The sequence below is a fragment of the Amycolatopsis sp. genome, from assembly GCF_025464955.1.
Taxonomy (GTDB): domain Bacteria; phylum Actinomycetota; class Actinomycetes; order Mycobacteriales; family Pseudonocardiaceae; genus Amycolatopsis.
Genome location: NZ_JAODNM010000111.1, coordinates 19,752 through 42,879, shown reverse-complemented (window position 1 = coordinate 42,879; position 23,128 = coordinate 19,752). Strand labels below are relative to the sequence as shown.

The window sequence follows — 23,128 nt, the reverse complement described above, 5'->3', positions numbered from 1 at the left end:
CTCAGCCACCGATCGCACTCATCGGCCGGATCGGCTGCGCGAAGCCGGCCTCGTTGATCTCGTGCCCGGCGAGTTTGTCCCACATGGTCCGCCGCCAGGCGTCGGCGATGACCTCGTCCTCCGCGCCGGAGCGCAGCAGCGCCCGCAGGTCCGTTTCGTCGTTGCTGAACAAGCATGAGCGCACCGAACCGTCCGCGGTGAGCCGGGTCCGCTCGCAGTCGGCGCAGAACGGCCTGGTCACCGACGCGATGATGCCGACATCGCCGGGTCCGCCGTCGACGAGCCAGCGCTCGGCGGGCGCCCCGCCCCGCGCGGAAGGATAAGGCGAGAGCTCGAACTCGGTCTTGAGCAGGCCGAGGATCTCGTCCGCGGTGATCATGTCCGCGCGGTTCCAGCCGTGCTGGGCGTCCAGCGGCATCTGTTCGATGAACCGCAGGTGGTAGCCCTCGGCCAGGCAGAACCGCAGCAGCGGGACGGCCTCGTGGTCGTTGAGCCCGCGCATCAGCACCGCGTTGACCTTGACCGGCGTGAGCCCGGCGTCGCGGGCCGCGGCCATCCCGGCGAGCACGTGCGGCAGCCTGTCCCGGCGGGTGATCGTCTTGAACGTCTCGGGGTCGACGGTGTCCAGCGAGACGTTGATCCGGTCGAGGCCGGCCGCGACCAGTTTGGGGGCGCGCTTGGCGAGCCCGATCCCGTTGGTCGTCATCGACAGCCGCGGGCGCGGGTTCAGCCCGACGATCTCGGCTACGAGGTCCTCCAGCCCCGGCCGCAGCATCGGCTCGCCGCCGGTCAACCGGATGTCGGTGACCCCGAGGAGCTCCACCGCGATCCGGACCAGCCGCAGGAGCTCGACGTGGTTGAGGACCTCGTCGTCCGGTTGCCAGTCCAGTCCCTCGGCCGGCATGCAGTACGTACACCGCAGATTGCACCGGTCGGTGAGCGAAACCCTGAGGTCGGTGGCGATCCGGCCGAAACTGTCGACCAGCTCCGGGCGGTCGGGCCTGGGCACGCCGGAGGAGCCTCGTGTGCCGGGGACGCGAGGAAACCCGAGATCTACCGCTGTCATTGGGCCCAGCTTAACCCCGCCTCGGTAAAACGGGCCGAATGACTAGAATGTGCGGGGAGAAAATCGCTCAGTCAGTTCCAGACCGGTGAAAGGGTTTCCCGATGTCCGTCCGCGAAGCCGGGAAGTATCAGGTCGGCAACGACGTCCTCGCGCGGTTCGCCGCGCTTGGCCGTGAAACCGGCAGCCTCACCGCTGTCCGCCAGACCAGGCTCGCCGAACGGCTGGGGCTCTCCGGCACCGAGTACCGCACGCTGGACCTCGTGGCCCAGTCGTCCGGACCGCTGACCGCAGGCAGGATCGCCGAGCTCACCGGCCTGTCCACCGGCGCGGTCACCGGGGTCGTGGACCGGCTGGAACGCGCCGGTTTCGCCCGCCGCGTCCGGGATGCCGGGGACCGGCGCCGGGTGCTCATCGAGGTCGTCCCGGTCGAACTCGCTCGTGACGAACCCGCCGCCGACGCGCTGGGCAGTGTCCTTTCCCGCTTCTCGTCGGAGGAGCTGGAAGTGGTCGAGCGCTTCCAGGAGTCGATGCTCGCCGCGTTGCGTCGTGAAGTCCTTGGTGATTCAGCTCACGTATAGGCGGACGAACGGTCCGTTCGCTCGGGCCGCCGATGGAGTTTTTTCTTCCACAAAAGGTAAGAAGAGTTCCGTTCCAGTCACACCGGCCTCTGCGAATGGCTTTTCCTCATCTGCGGCGATAATCTTCCCGGCATGCCGCAATTCCGGTTATCCGAAGCAGCCGGCCTGCTCGGTGTCAGTGATGACACCGTCCGCAGGTGGGTCCGCGCGGGTCAGCTGACGGGGAGCGAGGACGCGGCCGGCCGGAAGGTCGTCGACGGCGCCGAGCTCGCCGCGTTCGCCCGCTCCCAGGCCGATGAGGCCACGGACCCGTCCACGGTCGGCAGGTCGGCCCGCAACCGGTTCGTCGGGCTCGTCACCGAGGTGATCGTGGACAAGGTGATGGCCCAGGTCGAGATGCAGTGCGGCGGACACCGCGTGGTGTCACTGATGAGTGCCGAAGCCGTCCGCGAGCTGGGGCTCAAGCCCGGAGTGCTCGCGGTCGCCGTCGTCAAGGCGACCACGGTCGTGGTCGAAACCCCTGAAGGAGCCCGATGAAGAGAACACTGCTCGCCGTCGCCGTGGCCGGCGTGGCCCTGGTGTCCACCGCGTGCAGCGCGAACGACACCGCTGCCCCGGCCAACGCGCCCCAGTCCTCCTTCCCGGCCCCGACGCCGGGCGGGAGTTCGGCGACGCTGACCGTGTACGCGGCCGCTTCGCTCACCGAGACCTTCAACGTGCTCGAGAAGCAGTTCGAAGCCGCGCACCCCGGCGTCACCGTCAAGTTCGACTACGAGGGCTCGCAGGCGCTGGTGCAGAAGCTGGTCAACGGCGCGAAGGTGGATGTCTTCGCCTCCGCGGACCAGGCCAACATGACCAAGGCTGTCACCGGCGGGGTGATCGACGGCCAGCCGACCGTGTTCGCCACGAACAAGCTGGCCATCGCGGTGGCCAAGGGCAACCCGAAGAAGATCAAGACCTTCGCCGATCTCGCCAAGAGCGGGCTGACCGTGGTCACCTGCGCGCCGGCGGTGCCGTGTGGTTCGGCCGAGCAGAAGGTCGAGACGAGCACCGGGGTCAAGCTGAAGTCGGCCAGTCAGGAGCAGGACGTCAAGTCCGTGCTGGCGAAGGTCGAGTCGGGTGACGCCGACGCCGGCGTCGTCTACGTGACCGACGCGACGTCCGCCGCGGACAAGGTCGACCAGGTGGACTTCCCCGAGTCTTCGGGCGCGATCAACAGCTACCCGATCGCCGTGGTCAAGGACGCCCCGCAGGCCGCGTTGGCCAAGGAGTTCGAGGACTTCGTCCTGGGTGCGGCCGGCAAGGCGGAGCTGAGCAAGGTCGGGTTTGGCGCGCCGTAAAGAGAACCAGCCGCAAGCGCGAGTGCCGTGGGTGCTGTGGATTCCCGCAGTGGTGGCACTCGCGCTTGTTGTGCTGCCGGTCGTCGGGCTGCTCACGCGGTCCGATCTGACCCGCTTTCCAAGCCTGGTCACGACGTCGGCGTCCTTACACGCGCTGGAGCTTTCACTCGAGACGGCTGTCATCTCCACGGTGTGCTGTGTCGTGCTCGGGGTCCCGCTGGCGGTCGTACTGGCCCGGTCACGTCTTCCCGGCATCCGGATGATGCGCTCGGTCGTGCTGCTGCCGCTGGTCCTGCCGCCGGTCGTCGGCGGGCTCGCGCTGTTGTATCTGTTGGGACGTAAGGGTTTCCTCGGCTACCTGATCGGCGTCACCACCGGGTACCAGGTGCCGTTCACCACCACCGCGGTCGTCATCGCGCAGACGTTCGTCGCGATGCCGTTCCTGGTGGTCAGCCTCGAAGGCGCGCTGCGCGGTTCGGGGGATCGCTACGAGCAGATCGCTTCGACGCTCGGCGCGCGGCCGTGGACGGTGTTCCGCCGGGTCACCATGCCGCTGCTGCTGCCCGCGCTCGGTTCGGGCGTGGTGCTCAGCTTCGCCCGGGCGCTGGGCGAGTTCGGCGCGACCATTACGTTCGCGGGCAGTCTCGAGGGCGTGACCAGGACATTGCCGCTCGAGGTCTACACGCAGTCCGAGGTCGACACGGACAGCGCTGTCGCGCTCGCGCTCCTGCTGATCATCGTCGCGATCGTGGTGATCGCGGTCGCCCGGCCGCGGGCGCTCGAAGGGGTCCGGTCGTGACGCTGCACGCCGAGATCGAGCTGACCAGGGACACCTTCGACCTGTCCGTGGCCTTCGACGTCCCGGCCGGCGGGGTGCTGGCGATCCTCGGTCCCAACGGCTCGGGCAAGTCCAGCGTGCTGAGCTGTTTGTCCGGGTTGCTCAGCCCGCGGCGGGCCGACATCCAGCTCGCGGGGCGCGTCCTCGTCGGCGGCCGCGTCGACCTGCCGCCGTACGCCAGGGCGATCGGGCTGCTGTCGCAGGACCCGATGCTCTTCCCTCATCTTTCCGTGCTGGACAACGTCGCGTTCTCGCCGCGGTCGAAGGGCACGTCCCGCGCGCGGGCCAAGGCGATCGCGCAGGACTGGCTGGGGAAGGTCGACGCCGCCGAGTTGAGCGCGCGCAAGCCTTCGCAGCTGTCCGGCGGGCAGGCCCAGCGGGTCGCGGTCGCGCGGGCGCTGGCGGCGGAGCCGGACCTGCTGCTGCTGGATGAGCCGTTCGCCGCGCTCGACGTCGGCTCCGCGCCGGCCATCCGAGGGCTGTTGCGCCGCGTGCTGCGGGCGCAGACCGAGCGGGCGACCGTCCTCGTCACGCACGACCCGCTCGACGCGCTGTCGCTGGCGGACCAGGTCGTAGTGCTGGCCGGTGGCCGGATCATCGAACGCGGGCCGACCCGCGAGGTCCTGTCCGCGCCGCGCGCCGCGTTCACCGCGCGGATCGCCGGGCTGAACCTCGTCGCGGGTACGGCCGTCGAAGGCGGCCTGCGCACCGGAGAAGGCCACCTGGTCGCCGGAATCCTGGCGGACGACGTCGTGCCGCACGAGCCGGCAGTCGCGGTGTTCTCGCCCAGTGTCGTCGCGATCTACCCGGACGACGACCACCACGGCAGCCCGCGGAACACCGTCGAAGCCGTGGTCGGCGCGCTGGAACCACACGGCCCGGTGGTCCGGGTCCGCGCGATCGGGGCCGGCTGGGCGAACGGGCTCGCCGCCGACCTGACCCCGGCGTCGGTCGCCGAACTCGCCCTCGAACCGGGCAGCCCGGTCACCCTTTCGGTCAAGGCGACCTCGGTCGCCGTGCATCCGGCGACCCGGTGATGAGCGCGACGATCGGCTTTCCTGGTGAGGATCGGGTGGTCATCGACGACCTGGATCAGACTCACCTGCCGGAGCTCATCGATGAACTGCGCGAACTCGAGCGCGACTACCCGGTGATCGGCACTCCGTGACCGCCGTGGCTACTGCGAGCGAGCCCGGTCATCTAGTCTTCGGCACATGACCGAGTCGAACGAGCGCCGATGGACCTACCTGACGGACATGGACGGCGTCCTGGTCCACGAGGAGCACCTCGTGCCGGGCGCCGACGAGTTTCTCAAGGAGCTCGCCGCCAACGAGATCGACTTCCTGGTGCTGACGAACAACTCGATCTACACCCCGCGCGACCTGCGGGCGAGGCTGCTGCGCACCGGGCTCGACGTGCCGGAGACGCGGATCTGGACCTCGGCGCTGGCCACCGCGAAGTTCCTGTCCTCGCAGCGGCCCAACGGGTCGGCGTACGTGATCGGCGAGGCCGGGCTCACCACCGCGCTGCACGAGGTCGGCTATGTGCTGACAGAGCGTGACCCGGACTACGTCGTCCTCGGAGAGACCAGGACGTACAGCTTCAGCGCGATCACCAGGGCCATCCGCCTGATCGAGGCCGGTGCCAAGTTCATCGCCACCAACCCCGACGCGACCGGTCCGAGCCTTGAGGGCTCGATGCCCGCCACCGGTTCGGTCGCGGCGCTGATCGAGCGCGCCACCGGCCGTTCGCCCTACTACGTCGGCAAGCCGAACCCGTTGATGATGCGCGGGGCGCTTCGGAGGCTGGGCGCGCATTCCGAGACCACGCTGATGATCGGCGACCGGATGGACACCGACGTGCACTCCGGGATCGAAGCCGGGCTGCAGACCATTCTCGTGCTCACGGGCATCTCGACGAGGGAGTCCGCGGAGCGCTACCCGTACCGCCCGACCCTGGTGATCGACTCGATCGCGGACCTGATCGGGCGTACCGGTGATCCGTTCGTCGAGGCCTGAGGGCCGGCGGGGACGAGGAAGGGCTTATCGTCGCGTGGTGGGTGAAGAGCAGCTTCCGGTCGAGGTGACAACCTCGACGTACGTCGTGGGCGACGTGCACGGCCATCGTGACGGCCTGGCGGAGGCTTTGCGCGCGAAGGGCCTGCTCGACGATTTCGACAACTGGGCGGGCACGTCCGACGAGCTGTGGTTCCTCGGCGACTTCGTCGACCGCGGGCCCGACGGTATCGGCGTGATCGACCTCGTCATGCAGCTGCAGGAGCAGGCCTCGGAGGCCGGTGGCGCGGTCCACACGCTGCTCGGCAACCACGAGATCCTGTTGCTGGGCATGTACCACTTCGGCGAGACCGAGGTCCCGTCCGATTTCGGGCCACGCAGCTTCGCCCGCAGCTGGGAGATCAACGGCGGCCTGCTGTCCGACCAGGACGGCCTGACCGACGCGCACGTCGAGTGGCTGACGTCGAGGCCGCTGGTCGCGATCGCGGCCGACAACCTGCTGATGCACTCGGACACCCTCGAATACCTCGACTGGGGGTCCGACATCGACGGGATCAACACTTCGGTCCGCGGGGTGCTGGAAAGCGACGACATCTCCGAGTGGTGGGAGGTGTGGCGCCGGATGACCACGCGATACGCCTTCCGCGGACCGGACGGTCCGGAGGTCGCGCAGCGCCTGCTCGACCAGCTCGGGGGCGCGCGCATCGTGCACGGGCACAGCGTCATCGCCGACCAACTCGGTATCCACCCCGCGCAGATCGAGGCGCCGTACCTCTACGCCGGCGGCAAGGCGCTCGGGATCGACGGTGGGCTGTTCGTCGGCGGGCCGTGCCTCGTCGTCGAGCTGCCCTACAACGCGGAGTCCTAGGCGTTCGCTAACTGGCTCTCAGGGAATCGGGACGATCTCCCGGCCCAGTGGCATCAGCGAGATCGGGATCATCTTGAAGTTGGCCACGCCCAACGGGATCCCGATGATCGTGATGCACAGCAGGCAGCCGGTGATGACGTGCCCGATGGACAGCCACAAGCCGGCGAAGATGAACCATATGACGTTGCCGAGCAGGGACGCCGCACCCGCGTCACGTCGGTCGACGACCGTGCGCCCGAACGGCCACAGCGCGTAGTTCGCGATCCGGAACGACGCCAGCCCGAACGGGATGGTGACGATCAGGATGCAGCAGACGACCCCGGCGACGCAGTAGCCGACGGCCATCCAGAACCCGCACAGCAGCAGCCAGACGATGTTGAGAATGAACCGCATCAGACGTACAACTCCCCACTCGCGACGGTGACGGCCTGGCCGGAGAGCCGGACGCGGTCGCCGGCCAAGGTCATCCGGACGGTACCGCCTCGACTCGACACCTGCCGCCCGATCAGTTCGGTGCGGCCGAGCCGCTCGCCCCAGTAGGACGCGAGCGTGCAATGCGCCGAGCCGGTCACCGGGTCTTCCCCGACTCCGGCGCCCGCCCCGAACACCCGGCTGACGAAGTCGAACTCGCCGCCGTGGCTGCGCGCGGTGACGATCACGCACCGCGTGCCGGGCAGGCGGACCCGGTCGAGGTCCGGCTTCAGCGTGCGGACCTGGTCTTCGTCGGTGACGACGACCATCACGTCGCTCACCCCGCGCGCGATGTGCTCCACGGTGAGGCCGGGCAGCACGTCGTCGAGCTCGGCCGTGGTGGGCGCCGGCGGGTCGGCGGGGAAGTCCATGGACACCCAGCCGTTTTCGGCGCGGCAGCGGAGTTCGCCGCTGCGCGTCGTGAAGACCTGGTCGCCACCCAAGGCATGCGCGGTGGCCAGCGTCGCGTGGCCGCAGAGGTCGACCTCGACCACCGGGGTGAACCAGCGCAGCGGCTGGGGACCTTCGACGGCGACCTCGACGAACGCGGTTTCCGAGTGCTTGAACTCGGCGGCCACCGACTGCATCCAACCGGCGTCGGCTGGTGAGTCGAGCAGCACCACGGCCGCCGGGTTGCCCGCGAAGGCGATGTCGGTGAAGGCGTCGACCACATGGAACTTCATGATCCCAACTTAGCCGTCCTAGACTCAGGAACGTCAGCGCAGACAGCAGTTGTGAGTCCCCTTCGGCCGCCGTCGCCCGTCACTTGTCGGTCGGGTTGAGGGCGCGGAAAGCGAGTCCGGCGATGACGCCGGCGACAAGTTCGGCCACCAGGTAGACCCACACCGTCGACCACCCGAACAGGCCCATGGTCGCGCCACCGATGGCCACCGCTGGATTGAACACGCCACCGGAGATCCCGCCGACCGCGAAGGCACCGACCATGACGGTGAACCCGATCGCCAGGCCGTAGAAGGAGTTGTCCGGGTGGTCCTTGCTGGTCGCCACGTTGAGCACGACATAGGCCAGGGCGAAGGTGAACAGCAGTTCCGCCACAAGGGCCGCCGGGACGTGACCGGTCAGGCTCAGCGTCTTGGCCGGCGCCGCCGGGGTGACCACCGCGTGAGCGACGGCCCCGGCGGTCACACCGGCGATGAGCTGCACAATCCAGTACCCGACAGCGTCACTGAGCCCGATCCGGCCGCGCACCAGTGCCGCGATGGTCACGGCCGGGTTGTAGTGGCCGCCGGAGATGTGCCCACCGGCGTAAACCATCACCATCAATGCCGAACCGATAGCCAGCGGCGCGAGCGCGCTGCCGCTCAACACGCTGGCGCCGACCGTGAAGACGAGGAAGAACGTCCCGATCAGCTCGACGATGTATTTGCGACTCGTCGCTGTCACAGCGAGAGCCCGCTTGCTTTCATGACTTGTGATGACCTGACCTGCGACGTCCATCTCAGTTCCTTCCGTTGCCACAGCTGGTTTCCCATGCGTCAGTGGTAGTCGTCCGGCACCGCCGTTCGGTTCCCGGGCGGTCACTATGGCTTGCGTCACTGCGTAACGGGCCGAGACCGCAAGAAGCCACTGTGGACAGTCCACAGTGGCTTCTTGAAGCGGGTGGTCAGGCCGCGGCGTCATCGGTTCGGCCAGGATCCCGAACTGCGTAGATCGTTGGATGCGGCTCGATGTCCGGGGAGACATCGGACCGCGCTCTAGCCGGCGGGAAGGTCGTCTCCGCGATACCGGCCAGCATGCCGCCGACGCCGGCGAACGGCCTGCGCCAGGCACTCGGCCAGCGGCGGCCCCGCGGGTGCTGGCGGGTTGGGTCCGATCCATCGGAATCATGCTGATCGGTGCGAGCCAAGGTGCGTAGCAACAGCCAGCCGGCGACCGCGACCACATGCGGCAACTCGGCCAGCAGAGTGGTTTCGTCGTACGCCGAGTCGACTACCGCGAGCAGGACCAGCGCCGCCGTCGCGGCGCCGACAACTGACAGCATGCCGCGGGCGCGGACCGGACGTTGGGCGGCTGCCGCGAACCCGACCGCAAGGGCGAGGTTGAACGCGCCGAGTTCCCGGGAGGCGTGCAGCGGAATCCCGATCCCGGCGTGACCCAGCACCAGCGAAGGAAGCAACAAGACGAGTTGGACGGCTGCGAGGGCGGCCAGGCCGGCGCGGGCCAGCAGCCGACTTCGATCCGGCCGGCGGTGTGCCGCGCGGTCGGCGAGCACGGCTTCGAGGATCTGCGGGGCCCGGTCCGGGATCGCTCTGGCGGAGGTCAGCCGAACCCGCCGGGTGACCTGATGGGCGGCATCCTGCCACTTCCGGCAGTCGGCACAGCCGGTCAAGTGTTCCGCGGCCTGCGCCGACGACTGGACGGACTGCTCGCCGTCCAGCTCGGCCGACAACTCGTCCCGAACGCTGTCACAGTTCATCGGACCGGGGTTGTCCGATCCGCCAGCCCTGTTTCTCACTGGGCACCAACCTCTCCTGGCAACCGCGTGGGCGGCGACATGTCCATCTCGTTCACCGTGTCCTCCGCGGTGGAGTCCTGGCCGCAGCCCGTTCGCTGTCCTGAGCGTCGCCGGCCGGCATCAGCCCGAGGGCCTCGATGAGATCGACGCGGGCCCTGGCCACCCGGGAGCGGATGGTGCCGATCGGGCAGTCGCAGGTTCTCGCCGCGTCCTCATACGACAGGCCGAGTATTTGCGTGAGAACGAACGCGTCCCGTCGTTCGATCGGCAGGTGGTCGAGCAGTTCCCGAATCTCGACCTGCTCCGCCTCGCCAGGTGTGGCCGGCTCGTTGCCGTCGAGCCCGAGCACCAACGTCTCCTGTCGCCGCAGCCTCGTCCGCCGGCGCAATTCGTCCATGCAGGCCCGTCGGGCGATGGACAGCAACCAGGTACGCGCCGAGGACTCCTGCCGAAAGGCCGGCAACGCGCGGAAGACCCGCAGATACGTCTCCTGGGTCAGGTCGTCGGCAGACTCCTGATCCACCAGGTGCGCGCACAGCGACCACACCTGACGCTGACCGGCCCGAATGAAGGCGGTCATCGTCTGTGCGTCGCCGCGGCGGGCGGCGACCGCGAGCTGGGTCAGCTCGTCCACGGCGCTACTACGCGACGTCGCATACAGACTCCCTCTACCCGGGCCGGCGGCCATGACCTGACTACGCACACTCGTTGATAGTCGCCACGACGCGAGCCCGAGTTCCGGGGCATGTTGTGACAGTACTCACGCCGGATCGTCTTCAGCTTCTAAGATCCCCCATGAGTGGCACGGCCGCGAACTGGCCATGGCGTGGGGTGGTTTCTAGACTCGGGCTGGTCACCGTCGACTTCTGGAGGCACCATGCCTGACGCCCTCGCCGTCCCCAGCTACGCCTCGGGGATCGCCGATGTTCCGCTACTGGGGGACACGATCGGTGACAACTTCGATCGGACGGCTGCGGCGTTCTCGGACAGAGACGCCCTGGTTGATCATTTCACTGGGCGTCGGTGGACTTATGCGGAGCTGGCGGCGGAGATCGACGCGCTGGCGCTGGGGTTGCTGGAGCTGGGGGTCGTCAAGGGGGATCGGGTCGGGATCTGGGCGCCGAACTTGCCGGAGTGGACGTTGACGCAGTACGCGACGGCGAAGATCGGGGCGATTCTGGTCAACATCAACCCGGCGTACCGGACGCATGAGCTGGAGTTCGTGCTCAACCAGGCTGGTGTGCGGCTGTTGGTGGCGGCGGAGAAGTTCAAGACTTCGGACTACGCGGGCATGATCGAGCAGGCGCGGCCCAAGTGCGCGCAGCTGGAGCACGTCGCGCTCATCGGTGGCGGCCTATGGAACTCCTTGCTGGACAATGGAAAACAGGGTTCTGCTGAGCTGCTGGCGAGCAAGCAGGCGGCGTTGTCCGCGGATGAGCCGATCAACATCCAGTACACGTCCGGCACGACTGGCTTCCCCAAGGGCGCCACGCTGTCCCACCACAACATTCTCAACAACGGGTTCTTCGTCGGTGAGCTGGTCAATTACACCGAGAACGACCGCATCTGCATTCCAGTTCCCTTTTACCACTGCTTCGGCATGGTCATGGGCAACCTGGCGGCGACGAGTCACGGCGCGTGCATGGTGATTCCGGCGCCGGCGTTCGATCCGAAGGCGACGCTCGAAGCCGTGGCCGCGGAGGCGTGCACCTCGCTGTATGGCGTGCCGACGATGTTCATCGCCGAGCTGGCCGATCCGTCGTTCGCCGACCACGACCTGTCGACGCTGCGCACCGGGATCATGGCGGGGTCGCCCTGCCCGGTCGAGGTGATGAAGCAGGTCATCGAGCGGATGGGGATGACCGAGGTGTCCATCTGCTACGGCATGACCGAGACCTCGCCGGTGTCCACGCAGACTCGCGCGGACGACTCCGTGGAGCGCCGGGTGTCCACTGTGGGCAGGGTCGGCCCGCATCTCGAGTCGAAGATCGTCGACCCCGACACCGGGTCGACCGTGCCGCGCGGTGTGCCCGGCGAGCTGTGCACGCGGGGGTATTCGGTGATGCTGGGTTACTGGGAGCAGCCGGACAAGACCGCCGAGGCGATCGACGCCGCGCGCTGGATGCACACGGGTGACCTCGGCGTGATGGACGACGAGGGGTACCTCAACATCACCGGGCGGATCAAGGACATGGTGATCCGCGGTGGGGAAAACCTGTACCCGCGCGAGATCGAGGAGTTCCTGTACACCCACCCCGACATCCTCGACGCGCAGGTGATCGGCGTGCCTGACGCGAAGTACGGCGAGGAGCTGATGGCGTGGGTGCGGATGCGTGAAGGCGCGACGCCGTTGACCGCGGAGTCCATCCGGGAGTTCTGCGCCGGGAAGCTCGCGCACGTCAAGATCCCGCGGTACGTGCACGTCGTCGAGGAGTTCCCGATGACCGTCACCGGGAAGGTGCGCAAGATCCAGATGCGTGAGGAGTCCGTCACCCTGCTCGGCCTCGAGTCCGTCGCCGCCACCCGCCACGCCTGACCGGGGGTGTACGTGAGTGGCAGATGCGTAAACAGGGTTGACGTTTTGGCGATGTGTGTCAAGATGAGGTGTGGGCGAGATCACTAGCTTCAGCGAGCGCACCAAGGCCTCCTTGCGGGCTGTGCTGCTGGACGCGGCCGCTGACCTGCTGCCGGACCGGGGGTACGCCGCGCTGCGCATGGCGGACGTCGCCGCGCGGGCCGGGGTGAGCAGGCAGACGGTCTACAACGAGTTCGGCAACAAGTCGGCGTTGGCGCAGGCCGTCGCGCTGCGTACGGCGTCCGAGTTCCTCGACGGGATGAAAGAGCGCGTCGAGAGCTCCGATGGCCTGTTGGCAGCGATCCACCACGCCGTCGTCTACACGATCGAGCACGCCAGGGAGAACCGCCTGGTCGCCGCCGCGCTCGGGACGGAAGCCGGCGAAGACCTGTTGCCGTTGCTGACCACCAAAAGTGAGCCGATCCTGACCGCCGCGGCAGAGCTGGCGGCCGAGCAGTACCGCGAGTTCGAGCCGAACCTGTCCGCCGAGTCGGCCGCGCTGCTCGCGGAAACCGTCGTTCGCTTGTCGTTGAGCCATCTCGTTTTGCCGACGCACTCCGCCGAGGACGCGGCGTCGGCGGTGACCGCTGTACTCGCTCCCACCATCAGGTATCTCACCTCTCAAGCCGACTGACACGAAGGGGACAGCTATGACCGAAACACTGCCCGAACTGCGGACCGGTTTCTCCTCGCTGCGCAAGGGCGGGTTGAACTGGGACTCGTTCCCGCTCCGGCTGTTCCTCAAGGGGAACAAGAAGTTCTGGAACCCGGCGGACATCGACTTCAGCCACGAGCGCGAGGGCTGGGACACCCTCAACCCGGAACAGCAGCGGTCGGCGATCTACCTCGTCGCGCAGTTCATCGCGGGTGAAGAGGCGGTCACCGAGGACATCCAGCCGTTCATGCGGGCGATGTCGGCCACCGGCCGGTTCGGGGACGAGATGTATCTGACGCAGTTCTGCTTCGAAGAGGCCAAGCACTGCGAGGTCTTCCGGCGCTGGATGGACTCCGTCGGGCTGACGGACGACCTGCACTCGTACGTCTCCGAGAACCCGCACTACCGCAAGCTCTTCTACGAGGAGCTGCCGCAGTCGCTGCGGGCTTTGGAAGACGATCCCAGTCCGCTCAACCAGGTCCGCGCGAGCGTGACCTACAACCACGTCATCGAGGGCAGCCTGGCGCTGACCGGGTACTACTCGTGGCAGCTGATCTGCACGCAGCACCAGATCCTGCCAGGCATGCAGGAACTCATCCGCCGGATCGGCGACGACGAACGACGCCACATGGCTTGGGGCACCTTCACCTGCCGCCGCCACGTCGCCGCGGACGACTCGCTGTGGGACGCCGTACAGCAGCGGATGGGCGAGCTGCTGCCGCACGCGCTCGGCATGATCCAGTGGGTCCAGGACCAGTTCGAGGAACTTCCCTTCGACAACGACCCGCAGGAGATCATCCAGTACGCGGCCGACCGTGCCCAGCGCCGCCTCGGCGCGATCGAGTCCGCGCGCGGGATGCCGGTCGAGCAGATCGACGTCGACTACTCGCCGGAGCAGCTCGAGGACACCTTCGGCGAGGAGGATGCCAAGGCCATCGCCGAAGCGGCCGCGGCCGTCTCCTGACTCCAGGGTCAGCAGCTACGGTGAGGGCGTGGCTGCTTTCACCGTGGGGTTCGACCTCGACATGACCCTGATCGATCCTCGGCCCGGCATGGTGGCGGTGATCACCGCGCTCAGCGAGGAATCCGGGGTCCCGCTCGATGGCGAGTACTTCGCGTCACACCTCGGGCCGCCGCTGGAGATCGGGTTGCACGCGGCGGGTGCGCCGGAGGACCGCATCGACGGGCTCATCACGCGGTATCGGGAGCTGTACCCGGAAATCGTGGTCGCGCAAACGCTTGCGCTTCCCGGGGCGGCGGCCGCGCTGCGTGCCGTGCACGAGCTGGGCGGCCGCACGATGGTCGTCACCGGCAAGTACGCGCCCAACGCGGCGCTGCACATCGAGTCGCTCGGGTTCGAGGTCGACGAGCTCTACGGGAACCTGTGGGCCGCCGGCAAGGCGCGGTCGCTGATGGACCACAACGCCGTCGCCTACGTCGGCGACCACGTTGGCGACGTCGTGGGCGCGCTAGCCGCCGGCGCCGTGCCCGTCTGCGTTCCCACTGGGCCCTGCACCCGCGACGAACTCGTCGAAGCGGGTGCGGCCGTGGTGTTCGACTCGCTGGAGGAGTTCCCGGCTTGGCTGGCTACTTACGTCGAGCTTCCCGAACCAGAGCGATCAGGCCCAGCAGCAGCCCGAGCGGAGTGATCACCCCGGCCGCGGCGCTCAGCCAGACCGGCAGGTTTCGCAGGCCGACCGCGAACATGATGAACACGGCCAGCACGGCGACCATGCCGACGGCGAACAAGCTGACGCCGAGGCGCATGAGCCACGGCGCGCCCGACGAGGCCGTTTTCGACGCCGGTTCGGCTTGAGTTTCCATGGTCAGAGCGTAGCCGCAGGTATCTGCTTCTCCCCAGGGTATGTGGCGAGATAGGCTTAGCGGAGCGCGTCCTGGGTACGCCCCGGGGCGCGTTCGTCGTGAGCAGACACAGAAGGAATGGTGAGGGCAGTGCCGACCGGCAAGGTCAAGTGGTACGACGCGGAAAAGGGTTTCGGGTTCGTCACCCAGGATGGTGAAGGCGACGACGTCTACATCCGGAAAGCCGCGCTACCGCAAGGCGTGGAGGGGCTCAAGGCCGGTCAGCGCCTGGAGTTCGGCGTCGCCGACGGCCGTCGAGGCCCCCAGGCGCTCTCCGTCCGGCTGATCGACGCGCCGCCGTCGGTCGTCGAGGCGCGCCGACGTCCGGCCGAGGAGCTGCACGGCCTGGTCGACGACATGATCAAGCTGCTCGAGATGAAGGTGCTGCCCGAGCTCCGGCGCAACCGGTACCCGGACAAGAAGTACACCAAGCAGATCGCCGAGATCATGCGCGCCGTCGCCCGGGACATCGATCCCTAAACCCGCGTCGCGTCCGTGTCAAAGACCCCTCGGGGCCACCCCCGTGGCGTTCAACGCCACTGCGGCGGCCGCCATCAGGATGGCCCCGAGGGAACGTCAGGAACCTGGGGTGACCTGCAGGGACCAGATCGACTGCACGACGAGCTGCGGGTTGCCGGCGGTGTCCGGGATGGGGTGGCCGCTCGCGTCCACCGGCGTCGCGACGCCCACCTGCTGGACCTCGACGACCACCAGCTGGTCGCTCGCGGTGGGCGGCGTCACGGTGTACGCGTAGGTGTCCCCCGAGGTGAACGTCTGCTGCTTGATGGGCTGCAGCTCGCCCTTCGAGTTCTGGAACTGGATATTGACCAGCCAGGGCGTCTTCGCGACCTCGGAGGGCACCGAGATCACCACGGACTTGCCCGGCCGCACCTTGAGACCGGCCTCGGCGTTCGTCTTCTGGCATTTCTGCACGGTGACGTCGCAGTGGATCAACGGTCCGGTGTTCACGGTGTGCCCGTCGGCGAAGAAGGTCACCTCCGGCAAATCGGGTGCCGAGCAACCGGTCAGCGCGAAAGCACCGCCCGCGAAAAGAGCCAGAAGACCAAGACGCCGCATGCTCGGAAGGTTACGATCCCGCCCGCCACGATGACGCAGCCGGTCCCCCCGTTGCGCCTCCCGAGGTGCCTCGGGGCGGGGTCGGGGTGGGGCCCGGACGCAGCGGCCGGTCGCCGCCGAGCCCCGGGATCAGCGAAGTCCCGCGGCGGACCAGGAACGTCTGCAGCAGACCGACGGCCAGCATGATCGACAGCACCAGGAACCCGATCCAGTAGACCGGCGGCAGCAGCAGGCCGACGGCGCCACCGATGCACCACGCCATCTGCAGCACGGTTTCCGACCGCCCGAACGCCGACGCGCGCGACTCCTCCGGCAGATCCTCCTGGATCACCGCGTCGAGGCTGATCTTGGCCAGCGCGCTGGCCGTCGCCCCGACAAGCCCGACGATCGCGGCCGTCGCGAGCCCGGGCAGCACGGTCGCGAGCACCGCGGACAGCAGCGCTCCGGTGACCGAGCCGACGATCACCTGGTCGGGTTTGCCGAACTGCATCCGGGCGCCGAGCGCGTTGCCGACGAACCCGCCGACCCCGGCGCCCGCGCCGATCACGCCGAGCAGCAGCAACTGCATGAACGGGCTCTTGCCGGAGCCCTCGGTCTGTGCCTTGATCGCGAACGCGGCGAACATCATCAGGAACCCGGTGAGCACGCGGATCGTCCCGTTGCCCCACAACGAGACGATGACATGGCGGCCCATCGGCTGGCGCTTCTTCTTTTCCCGCTTTTTCTTCTCCGGGTGCGCCGACAGCGACGCCGGCACCTCGCCTTCGGTGACCTCGACCCAGGCCGGGATGCGCATCGACTGAACGGCGGCCGCGACGCAGATCGCGGCGGTGAACCACAGCGCCCCCGCCGAGCCGAACACGCCGTTGAACCCGCTCGCGATGGCGCCGAACGCGCCGGCGGCGGCGAGGCCGAAGATCGTCAGCCGGGCATTCGTCTTCGACAGCGTGATGTCCGGTGGGACGACTCGCGGCGTCACCGCGGCCTTCAACACGGTGAACGACTTCGACAGCACCATCATGCCGAGCGCGGCGGGGTAGAGGCCCCAGTCGTCGAAGTGCATCGCCATGATCACGGCCATCAGCCCCTGGCCCACCGACGAGACGCACATGGCGAGCCGTCGTCCGCGCTGGATCTTGTCCAGTGCCGGCCCGATCACCGGCGCGACCAGCGCGAACGGCGCGATGGTGATCAGCAGGTAGAGGGCGACCTTGCTCTTGCCCTCCCCGGCCGCGGCGGCGAAGAACAGCGTGTTCGCCAGCGCGATGGCCATGGCCGCGTCGCTGGCGTAGTTGAGCATCACCGCGTACGTCAGCGCCGTGAGTCCGGACTTGTCGGCGCCGTCGGCCTTGGTGGCACGTTGGAACGCGCCGACGGCCTGCCCGGTCAGCTGACGGCCGCGCAACGCCGCGACGCGCGTGACGGTGATCTTCCGCGGGAGCTTGGGGATACTGCCCGGTCCAGGCGGGTGGACTTCGGTTTCGTCCCCAGGCGATCCCGGACGTCCGGGATCGCCAGGGTCGCCCGCGTACGGCTCGCCCGCGTAGCCGCCGGTGTCGTAGTGCTCGTACTCGTCCGTGCCCGGACGTCGCGGGGGCGGTGGACGGTCACGCCGGACCTGCTCGGTCCGGCGCAGCGACGGGTCCGACGGCGGGTACGGCCGGGCCCCGCGGTGTGGGGCGGCCGCGTACCCCAACGGGACCGCGCCGGTCGGGGCGTCGTCCGCGGTCGGCGTCCCCCGCGGGGGTGTCGGCGTCGGGCGCGGGCGCGGGGTGGGCTCAGCCGGAAGGTCGTCGTAGAACGAGTTGAGCGGCTGGGCCGGTTTGGCCGTGCGTGGCGGCGTCTGGGGCGGAGCGGACTGCTCGAACCGGGTCGACTGCTCGCTCCACGGTTTGGCCTGGGACGCGCCGGGTTCCGGGGTCCACTTGCGCTTGCTCTTCCGGCCCGCACGCGTCTTGCCCGTGCGGCCGAAACGAGAGCCGCCGGGTTCGGACTGCGAGCCGAAAGGTGCCACGCTGTCAATCTTGCCTTACCGGGCGTGGCTCCCGCCGCGTATATCGGCAGCCAGTTACGACACGGCGACGAACTTCACCCGGAACGTCTTCGGCCAGAGCTTCCCGGCGAGCAGGAACTCGTCGGTCCCGGGGATCGCGGCGATCCCGTTCAGGACATCGGCGTGCTCGGCCTCGTCGGCTGTGAGCAGCCCTGATGCGTCGATCGAGCCGGTGACCGCGCCGGTCGACGGGTCGATGGCCAGGATCGTGTCGGTCTGCCAGACGTTCGCGTAGACGGTGTCGCCGACACATTCGAGTTCGTTGATCTGGTCGTACGTCCGCGTGTCGTCGTGGACGGTCACGGTCCCGGTCGAGGCGAACGTCGTCGGGTCGCGGAAGGTCAGCGCGTTCGTCCCGTTGCTCATCACCAGCCGGTTCTGGTCCTTCTGGTCGCACAGGCCCCAGCCTTCGCCGGTGAACGGCACCTCCCGCAGCTCGGCGAGGCTCTTCTTGTCCCGCTGGATCGCGAAGCCGTTCTGCCAGGTGAGCTGCCAGATCGTGTCGCCGACGACGGTGATGCCCTCGCCGAACAGCGGGGCAGGCAGCGCGACGCGCACAGCCGGTGCCACGCCAGGCGCGCCCTCGCGCAACGAGGACTGTCCGGACAAACCGGTGCTTTCGTACAACGTGCCGCCGTCGAGCTCGAGGCCTTCGGTGAACGACGTGACGTCGTGGGGCAGCGTGCCGACCACCTCGACGCGCAGTCTCGGCACCGCGGCAGTGGTCGCGGTGGCGGCGGGAGTGGCCGCACAGCCGGACAAGACGGCCGCGAGGAGCAGAGCGGGGACAACTGGCTTGTGCACGCCGTACAGCCTGACACGACCCGTGTGAAGGCGTGCGGCACAATTGACCCCATGACCCTGCTGCTGACGCTCGACGACGGCTCGATCCGGCAAAAATTGGTCGACGCCGTTGACCAGGCGCGTGCGGCCGCGGCCAAGGAAACCGAGGTCGGCGGCGCCAGCTACGTCGGCGCGCACGCGGGCGTCGAGCGTGAGGACGCCGTCTCGGTAAGTCACCTGTTCGAGGCGAACGTCCCGGGTTACCAGGGGTGGCGCTGGTCGGTGACCGTGGCGACCGACCCCGACGCGGACGCGCCGGTGACGGTGAGCGAGGTCGTGCTGATCCCCGGCCCCGACGCGCTGGTCGCGCCGGCCTGGGTGCCGTGGGAACGCCGGGTGCAGGCCGGTGACCTCGGCGTCGGGGACATCTTCCCGACCGACGCCGACGACCCCCGGCTCGTGCCGGCGTACCTGTACTCGGACGACCCGGCGGTCGAAGAGGTCGCGCTCGAGGTCGGCCTCGGCCGGGTCAAGGTGCTGTCGCGCTTCGGTCGTGAAGACGCCGCCACCCGCTGGAACGACGGCGAGTTCGGCCCGCGGTCCGACATGGCCCGCAGCGCGCCCGCCCATTGCGGTACCTGCGGCTTCTACGCCCCGCTCGCCGGTTCCCTGCGCGGCAGGTTCGGCGCTTGCACCAACGACATCGCGCCCGCGGACGGTCACGTCGTCGACACCGAGTACGGCTGTGGCGCGCACTCCGAGGTCGAGGTCGAGGTCTCCAACTCGATCCCGGTCGCCGAGCTGGTTTACGACTCGTCGCTGCTGGACATGGTCGAAGCCCCCGCCACGGACACTGTGGACACTGAGGCGGCTGAGGTGACGGACGAGGTCGCGGCGGTGGTCGAGGTGCTCGCCGAGGACGAAGTCCCCGTCGCCGAAGGCCCGTTCGTGGTGTCGGCCGAGGGCGAAGTGGTTGTGGCTGCTGAGGTCGCTGAGGTCATTGAGGTCGCTGACGTCATTGAGGCTGAGGCGCCTGCGGTTGAAGAGCCGGTCGCCGAGGTCGCTGTCGCCGACGAAGCCGTCGTCGCCGAGCCTGCCGTTGAGCCCGCCGAGACCGTCGAGCCGGTTGAGGTTGCTGAAGCGGTTGTGGCTGAGACCGTAGAGGCTGAAGCGCCGGCGGTTGAAGAGCCGGTCGTCGAAGCTCCGGTGACCGCTGAGACTGAACCTGTCGTCGAGAACGAGACTGCCGAGACCGAGCTTGGGGCCGCGGACGCGAGTGATCGCACTGACGGCTGATCCGTTCGGGACCGAAGCTCTCCGCGCTTCGGTCCTGCGGGCCTGGCGTGACTCGCCGACCCGTTTCACCGAGGATACCAACGCGGAAACGGATCTCAAGGTCGGCGGCTACCGCGATCGGCTCTTCGTGGAGCTGGCGCAGAACGCAGCCGACGCGGCCTCCTCGGCCGGCACCCCAGGCACCCTTCGTGTGTCCCTTGTGGACGGTGAAGTGCGGGTTGCGAACACCGGCTCGCCGCTGGACACTGCCGGGGTCGCGTCGCTTTCTTCGCTGCGTGCGTCGGCGAAGCAGGGTGACACTGTCGGGCAGTTCGGCGTCGGCTTCGCAGCCGTGCTCGCTGTCACGAGTGAGCCGAGGGTGGTGTCGTCGAGCGGCGGGGTGCGGTTCTCCGCGGCCGAGACCCGCGCGGCCGCCGAACGTGACGGCGAGGTGCCGGTTCTTCGGCTGCCTTGGCCGGTCGCCGAGGACGAATCCCCGCTGCCGCAAGGCTTCGACACTGAAGTCCGGTTGCCTCTCGCCGAGGGTGTCGACGGCGTCAAGCTGCTCAGCCAGCTGACCGAAGACGTTCCCGACCTGCTTCTCGTGCTGCCTTGGCTGGCGTCCGTCGAGGTGGCGGACGCGCGGTGGACGCGGTCCGCGGTCGGCGAAGACGTCGTCGAGATCACGCCGCCCGCGGGGCCTGCCCAGCGCTGGCTGACCCACGTTTCGGACGCCGCGATGTGGGCCGTTCCAGTCACCGCGGACGGCGAGCCGGTGCCGCTTGAAGAGGACGTGCTGCACGCGCCGACGCCGACCGACGAGCGGCTTTCGCTGCCCGCGCGGCTGATCGCGTCGGTTCCGATCGAGCCGTCACGACGTCGAGTGCTGGCAGGCGACGAGCGGTTGCCCGTTATGTTCGACGCCGCGTGCCGTGCGTATCCCGAACTCGTGCGCAAGCTTCCGGCCGCGTTCCGGCCGCTGCTCGTGCCCGTCGCCGGGTTCCCGCTGTCCGAAGTGGACGGTGTGCTGCGCGAGGGTGTGGTGACTCAGCTGTCGCGGAGTCCGTGGCTTGCCGCCGCTCGGGGGCCCGAGCTCAACGGGTCGCGGGCACGGGTGCTTTCCGTCGACTCGCCCGAATTGGTAGACCTGCTCGCCGAACTCGTCCCGGGGCTGACCGCCGCGCCGCTGTGTGGTCCGGCCGCGGTCCGGACGCTCGCCGCGGTCGGTGCGGAGCCGATCGGGGTCGCCGACCTGATCGAGACGCTCACCGGCATCAATCGCGAACCGGCCTGGTGGCGCTCGCTCTACGAGGTCCTTTGGCCGCTGGTCGACTCGCACGAGGTGCTCGCCGACGAGCTGGGCGGGCTCCCGGTACCGCTGGCCGACGGTCGCACGCTGCCGGGTCCGCGCGGGACGCTGCTGGTCGGCGGCTCGGACGAGCTGCTCGAACTGCTGTCCGATGTGGACATCGCGGGCCTGCGCCTGATCCATCCGTCGGCGGCGCACCAGCTGCTGGAACGCTTGGGTGCCAAGCACGCCGAGGCGTCGGACTTGCTGGACGCGCCCGCGTTGCGGGAGGCCGTCGAACGCAGTGTCGAAGACGCACTGTCCGGTTTGGATGGAATGCAGCTCGCGGGCGCGGTGCTGCGGCTGGTTTCCGAGACCAGCCTTGACGATTCCGGTTGGCTGGGCGCACTGGCGCTCCCATGTGAGGACGGTTGGCGGCGTGCGAGCGAGCTGGTGCTCCCGGCTTCGCCGCTGTTGGAGATCTTCGACGCCGAGGTGTTCGACGAGGACGGTCCGTTCGGGGTGCTCGACGCGGACTTCGCCGAGGACTGGCCGACAGACACGCTGACGAGGGTCGGCGTGCTCGACAAGTTCGTCGTAGTGACGGATGAAGAGGCGATCGAGCCCGAGCACGGCCTCCCCGAAGAGCACGAGTGGTGGGACCTGTTCGACGAGCCACCGACGCGGGTTGTGGCCGTGCGCGATCTGGACCTGGTCGGCGACGACTCCTGGCCCGACGCGTTACGCCTGCTCGCCTCCGAACCGTCGACGTGGGCGGCGCTGACGCTCAACGGCGGCCACACGCGCTGGTGGCTTTCGCGGTATGCCCTGCTCAACGACCGTTCGCCGGGCGAGTGGCGGCTGCCGTCTGCGGTGTCGCTGGTCGGGCTGTACGACGAGGTACCGGACCTCGACCTCAGCGTCGACGTGCTTGCTGCCGTCGGTGTCCGGTCGACGCTGTCGGTCGCCGACCTCGAAGACGTCACGGATCTGCTGGAACGGCTCGGCGACCCGGCGAGGACCGTCGCGCCGGGGCTCACCGCGCGGGCATACGCCGTGCTGGCCGGATGCGACACAGTGGACCCCGGCGCGCTGGACGTCCCGACGCACGTGCGAGCGGCTGACGGCACGGTGGCCGACGCGGAGTCGGCCGTGGTACTCGACCTGCCGTGGCCGGTCGCTGTCGTCCCGAGCTCACGCCTGGTACCCGGGGCCGCCGGTGCCGCACGGCTGGCCGAGTTGCTCGACCTGCCGCTGGCGAGCGAACTGCCCGCCGAAGTCACCAGCGAGGGAGAGTACGTCCCCTGGACCGAACTGGCCGCGGTGCGTGTCGCGGCGGAACTGCTCGACTTCGCGCTGCCCGACGGCGGCCTGCTCGTCCACGACGGGCTGACCGTGTCCGCCGACGGCACCGAGCGCCCCGTGCCGTGGTGGTCGGACGGTCGGCTGCACGCGTCGGACACCCCGGAAGGCCTGGCGAAAGCGTTTGCGTGGGCCTCGGACCACTGGTCCGAGCGGCATCTGCTGACCGCCCTGCTGGACGACCCCGACCCCGCCACCTACCTGGGCTGAGGGCCGCAAGACTCGTGAGTGGCCAGGCGGTTAGAACCGGCCGGAACGCTCACGAGTCCGGGGCCGTTTCAGATGCCGCGCTGGGCGCCTTTGGCGCCGCGGCGGGAGGCGGTGCGCTGCCAGGCGATGATGCCCAGGCCGACGAAGCCGAGTACCACGCCGACCGCCGCCGTCCAGACCCAGACGCCGAGCGGGCCGCCCTTCGCCAGGCAGATCACCAACAGCACCACGAAGACGACCGCCCAGATGCCGGTGCCTACGATCACCACCGGTGACAGGTCGGTCAGCCTTTTGGGCAGTTCCGGCGTGGGCCGCAACGAGGCTGTAACTTCCCC

At 68.8% G+C, this 23,128-nt stretch carries 26 protein-coding genes; 15 read left to right on the top strand and 11 right to left on the bottom strand.

What is annotated here, in order from left to right:
* Position 1 precedes the first annotated feature (1 nt).
* Complete coding sequence (moaA, locus tag JWQ81_RS26415; protein WP_297545595.1) at positions 2-1,066, bottom strand: GTP 3',8-cyclase MoaA; 1,065 nt, start codon at positions 1,064-1,066, stop codon at positions 2-4.
* A gap of 101 nt (positions 1,067-1,167) precedes the next feature.
* On the opposite strand from moaA, the gene JWQ81_RS26410 reads away from it, so the two are divergent.
* The 8 genes from JWQ81_RS26410 (at position 1,168) to JWQ81_RS26375 (ending at position 6,705) form a co-directional block, all read left to right on the top strand.
* The gene (locus JWQ81_RS26410; protein WP_297545593.1) at positions 1,168-1,644 is read left to right on the top strand and encodes a MarR family transcriptional regulator; all 477 of its coding nucleotides are present in this window, start codon (positions 1,168-1,170) and stop codon (positions 1,642-1,644) included.
* 132 nt (positions 1,645-1,776) lie between these two features.
* Positions 1,777-2,181 carry a TOBE domain-containing protein gene (locus tag JWQ81_RS26405; protein ID WP_297545591.1) on the top strand — a complete coding sequence of 135 codons (405 nt, stop codon included), beginning with the start codon at positions 1,777-1,779 and terminating at the stop codon, positions 2,179-2,181.
* A complete protein-coding gene (gene modA / locus JWQ81_RS26400) occupies positions 2,178-2,984 on the top strand; it encodes a molybdate ABC transporter substrate-binding protein (RefSeq protein WP_297545589.1) in 807 nt (268 codons plus the stop codon). Before JWQ81_RS26405 ends, modA begins: the two co-directional genes overlap by 4 nt.
* 31 nt (positions 2,985-3,015) lie before the next feature.
* On the top strand, positions 3,016-3,783 hold the full coding sequence (locus JWQ81_RS26395) for an ABC transporter permease (protein WP_297545623.1): 768 nt from the start codon (positions 3,016-3,018) through the stop codon (positions 3,781-3,783).
* Positions 3,780-4,859: an ATP-binding cassette domain-containing protein gene (locus tag JWQ81_RS26390; RefSeq protein ID WP_297545588.1), complete on the top strand. Its 1,080-nt coding sequence runs from the start codon at positions 3,780-3,782 to the stop codon at positions 4,857-4,859. The genes JWQ81_RS26395 and JWQ81_RS26390 overlap by 4 nt, the downstream gene beginning before the upstream one ends.
* Entirely contained in the window at positions 4,859-4,990 is a 132-nt protein-coding gene (locus tag JWQ81_RS26385) for a hypothetical protein (protein WP_297545587.1), read from the top strand. Before JWQ81_RS26390 ends, JWQ81_RS26385 begins: the two co-directional genes overlap by 1 nt.
* A gap of 46 nt (positions 4,991-5,036) precedes the next feature.
* The gene (locus JWQ81_RS26380; protein WP_297545585.1) at positions 5,037-5,840 is read left to right on the top strand and encodes an HAD-IIA family hydrolase; all 804 of its coding nucleotides are present in this window, start codon (positions 5,037-5,039) and stop codon (positions 5,838-5,840) included.
* 64 nt (positions 5,841-5,904) lie between these two features.
* Positions 5,905-6,705 (top strand): metallophosphoesterase family protein, encoded by an 801-nt coding sequence (locus JWQ81_RS26375; protein WP_297545622.1) that lies wholly within the window; start codon positions 5,905-5,907, stop codon positions 6,703-6,705.
* 18 nt (positions 6,706-6,723) lie between these two features.
* Here the strand turns inward: JWQ81_RS26375 and JWQ81_RS26370 are convergent, their stop codons facing one another.
* The 5 genes from JWQ81_RS26370 to JWQ81_RS26350 form a co-directional block, all read right to left on the bottom strand.
* Positions 6,724-7,098, bottom strand: a complete 375-nt coding sequence (locus JWQ81_RS26370; protein WP_297545583.1) for a YccF domain-containing protein — start codon at positions 7,096-7,098, stop codon at positions 6,724-6,726.
* Complete coding sequence (locus JWQ81_RS26365; RefSeq protein WP_297545582.1) at positions 7,098-7,859, bottom strand: PhzF family phenazine biosynthesis protein; 762 nt, start codon at positions 7,857-7,859, stop codon at positions 7,098-7,100. The genes JWQ81_RS26370 and JWQ81_RS26365 overlap by 1 nt, the downstream gene beginning before the upstream one ends.
* 79 nt (positions 7,860-7,938) lie before the next feature.
* On the bottom strand, positions 7,939-8,580 hold the full coding sequence (locus tag JWQ81_RS26360) for an aquaporin (protein WP_297545580.1): 642 nt from the start codon (positions 8,578-8,580) through the stop codon (positions 7,939-7,941).
* A 220-nt stretch (positions 8,581-8,800) separates the two neighbouring features.
* On the bottom strand, positions 8,801-9,613 hold the full coding sequence (locus JWQ81_RS26355; protein WP_297545578.1) for a zf-HC2 domain-containing protein: 813 nt from the start codon (positions 9,611-9,613) through the stop codon (positions 8,801-8,803).
* 91 nt (positions 9,614-9,704) lie between these two features.
* Complete coding sequence (locus tag JWQ81_RS26350; protein ID WP_297545620.1) at positions 9,705-10,340, bottom strand: sigma-70 family RNA polymerase sigma factor; 636 nt, start codon at positions 10,338-10,340, stop codon at positions 9,705-9,707.
* 189 nt (positions 10,341-10,529) lie between these two features.
* Between JWQ81_RS26350 and JWQ81_RS26345 the strand changes: the two genes are divergently transcribed.
* From JWQ81_RS26345 to JWQ81_RS26330, 4 genes are all read left to right on the top strand, one after another.
* On the top strand, positions 10,530-12,188 hold the full coding sequence (locus JWQ81_RS26345) for an AMP-binding protein (protein ID WP_297545576.1): 1,659 nt from the start codon (positions 10,530-10,532) through the stop codon (positions 12,186-12,188).
* A gap of 79 nt (positions 12,189-12,267) precedes the next feature.
* The gene (locus tag JWQ81_RS26340) at positions 12,268-12,861 is read left to right on the top strand and encodes a TetR family transcriptional regulator (RefSeq protein WP_297545618.1); all 594 of its coding nucleotides are present in this window, start codon (positions 12,268-12,270) and stop codon (positions 12,859-12,861) included.
* Between the two features lie 16 nt (positions 12,862-12,877).
* The gene (locus JWQ81_RS26335; RefSeq protein ID WP_297545574.1) at positions 12,878-13,846 is read left to right on the top strand and encodes a R2-like ligand-binding oxidase; all 969 of its coding nucleotides are present in this window, start codon (positions 12,878-12,880) and stop codon (positions 13,844-13,846) included.
* Between the two features lie 61 nt (positions 13,847-13,907).
* Positions 13,908-14,531, top strand: coding sequence for an HAD hydrolase-like protein (locus tag JWQ81_RS26330; RefSeq protein WP_297545616.1), 624 nt, complete (start codon positions 13,908-13,910; stop codon positions 14,529-14,531).
* Here the strand turns inward: JWQ81_RS26330 and JWQ81_RS26325 are convergent.
* Positions 14,470-14,706, bottom strand: coding sequence for a hypothetical protein (locus JWQ81_RS26325; RefSeq protein ID WP_297545572.1), 237 nt, complete (start codon positions 14,704-14,706; stop codon positions 14,470-14,472). The genes JWQ81_RS26330 and JWQ81_RS26325 overlap by 62 nt on opposite strands.
* A gap of 129 nt (positions 14,707-14,835) precedes the next feature.
* On the opposite strand from JWQ81_RS26325, the gene JWQ81_RS26320 reads away from it, so the two are divergent.
* Complete coding sequence (locus JWQ81_RS26320) at positions 14,836-15,225, top strand: cold-shock protein (RefSeq protein ID WP_297545615.1); 390 nt, start codon at positions 14,836-14,838, stop codon at positions 15,223-15,225.
* Positions 15,226-15,321: 96 nt separating this feature from the next.
* Here JWQ81_RS26320 and JWQ81_RS26315 read toward each other — a convergent pair whose 3' ends face one another.
* Genes JWQ81_RS26315 through JWQ81_RS26305 form a run of 3 tightly spaced genes read right to left on the bottom strand, consistent with a single transcriptional unit; the run spans position 15,322 to position 18,679 of the window.
* Entirely contained in the window at positions 15,322-15,822 is a 501-nt protein-coding gene (locus JWQ81_RS26315) for a DUF2771 family protein (RefSeq protein WP_297545571.1), read from the bottom strand.
* Positions 15,823-15,832: 10 nt separating this feature from the next.
* Complete coding sequence (locus JWQ81_RS26310) at positions 15,833-17,836, bottom strand: MFS transporter (RefSeq protein ID WP_297545569.1); 2,004 nt, start codon at positions 17,834-17,836, stop codon at positions 15,833-15,835.
* A gap of 54 nt (positions 17,837-17,890) precedes the next feature.
* Positions 17,891-18,679, bottom strand: a complete 789-nt coding sequence (locus JWQ81_RS26305) for a glutaminyl-peptide cyclotransferase (RefSeq protein ID WP_297545567.1) — start codon at positions 18,677-18,679, stop codon at positions 17,891-17,893.
* Between the two features lie 51 nt (positions 18,680-18,730).
* Between JWQ81_RS26305 and JWQ81_RS26300 the strand changes: the two genes are divergently transcribed.
* A complete protein-coding gene (locus JWQ81_RS26300) occupies positions 18,731-19,954 on the top strand; it encodes a DUF3027 domain-containing protein (protein ID WP_297545565.1) in 1,224 nt (407 codons plus the stop codon).
* Positions 19,944-22,793: a molecular chaperone Hsp90 gene (locus tag JWQ81_RS26295; protein WP_297545613.1), complete on the top strand. Its 2,850-nt coding sequence runs from the start codon at positions 19,944-19,946 to the stop codon at positions 22,791-22,793. The genes JWQ81_RS26300 and JWQ81_RS26295 overlap by 11 nt, the downstream gene beginning before the upstream one ends.
* 68 nt (positions 22,794-22,861) lie before the next feature.
* Here JWQ81_RS26295 and JWQ81_RS26290 read toward each other — a convergent pair whose 3' ends face one another.
* On the bottom strand, positions 22,862-23,110 hold the full coding sequence (locus JWQ81_RS26290) for a DUF2530 domain-containing protein (RefSeq protein WP_297545612.1): 249 nt from the start codon (positions 23,108-23,110) through the stop codon (positions 22,862-22,864).
* Between the last annotated feature and the right edge of the window lie 18 nt (positions 23,111-23,128).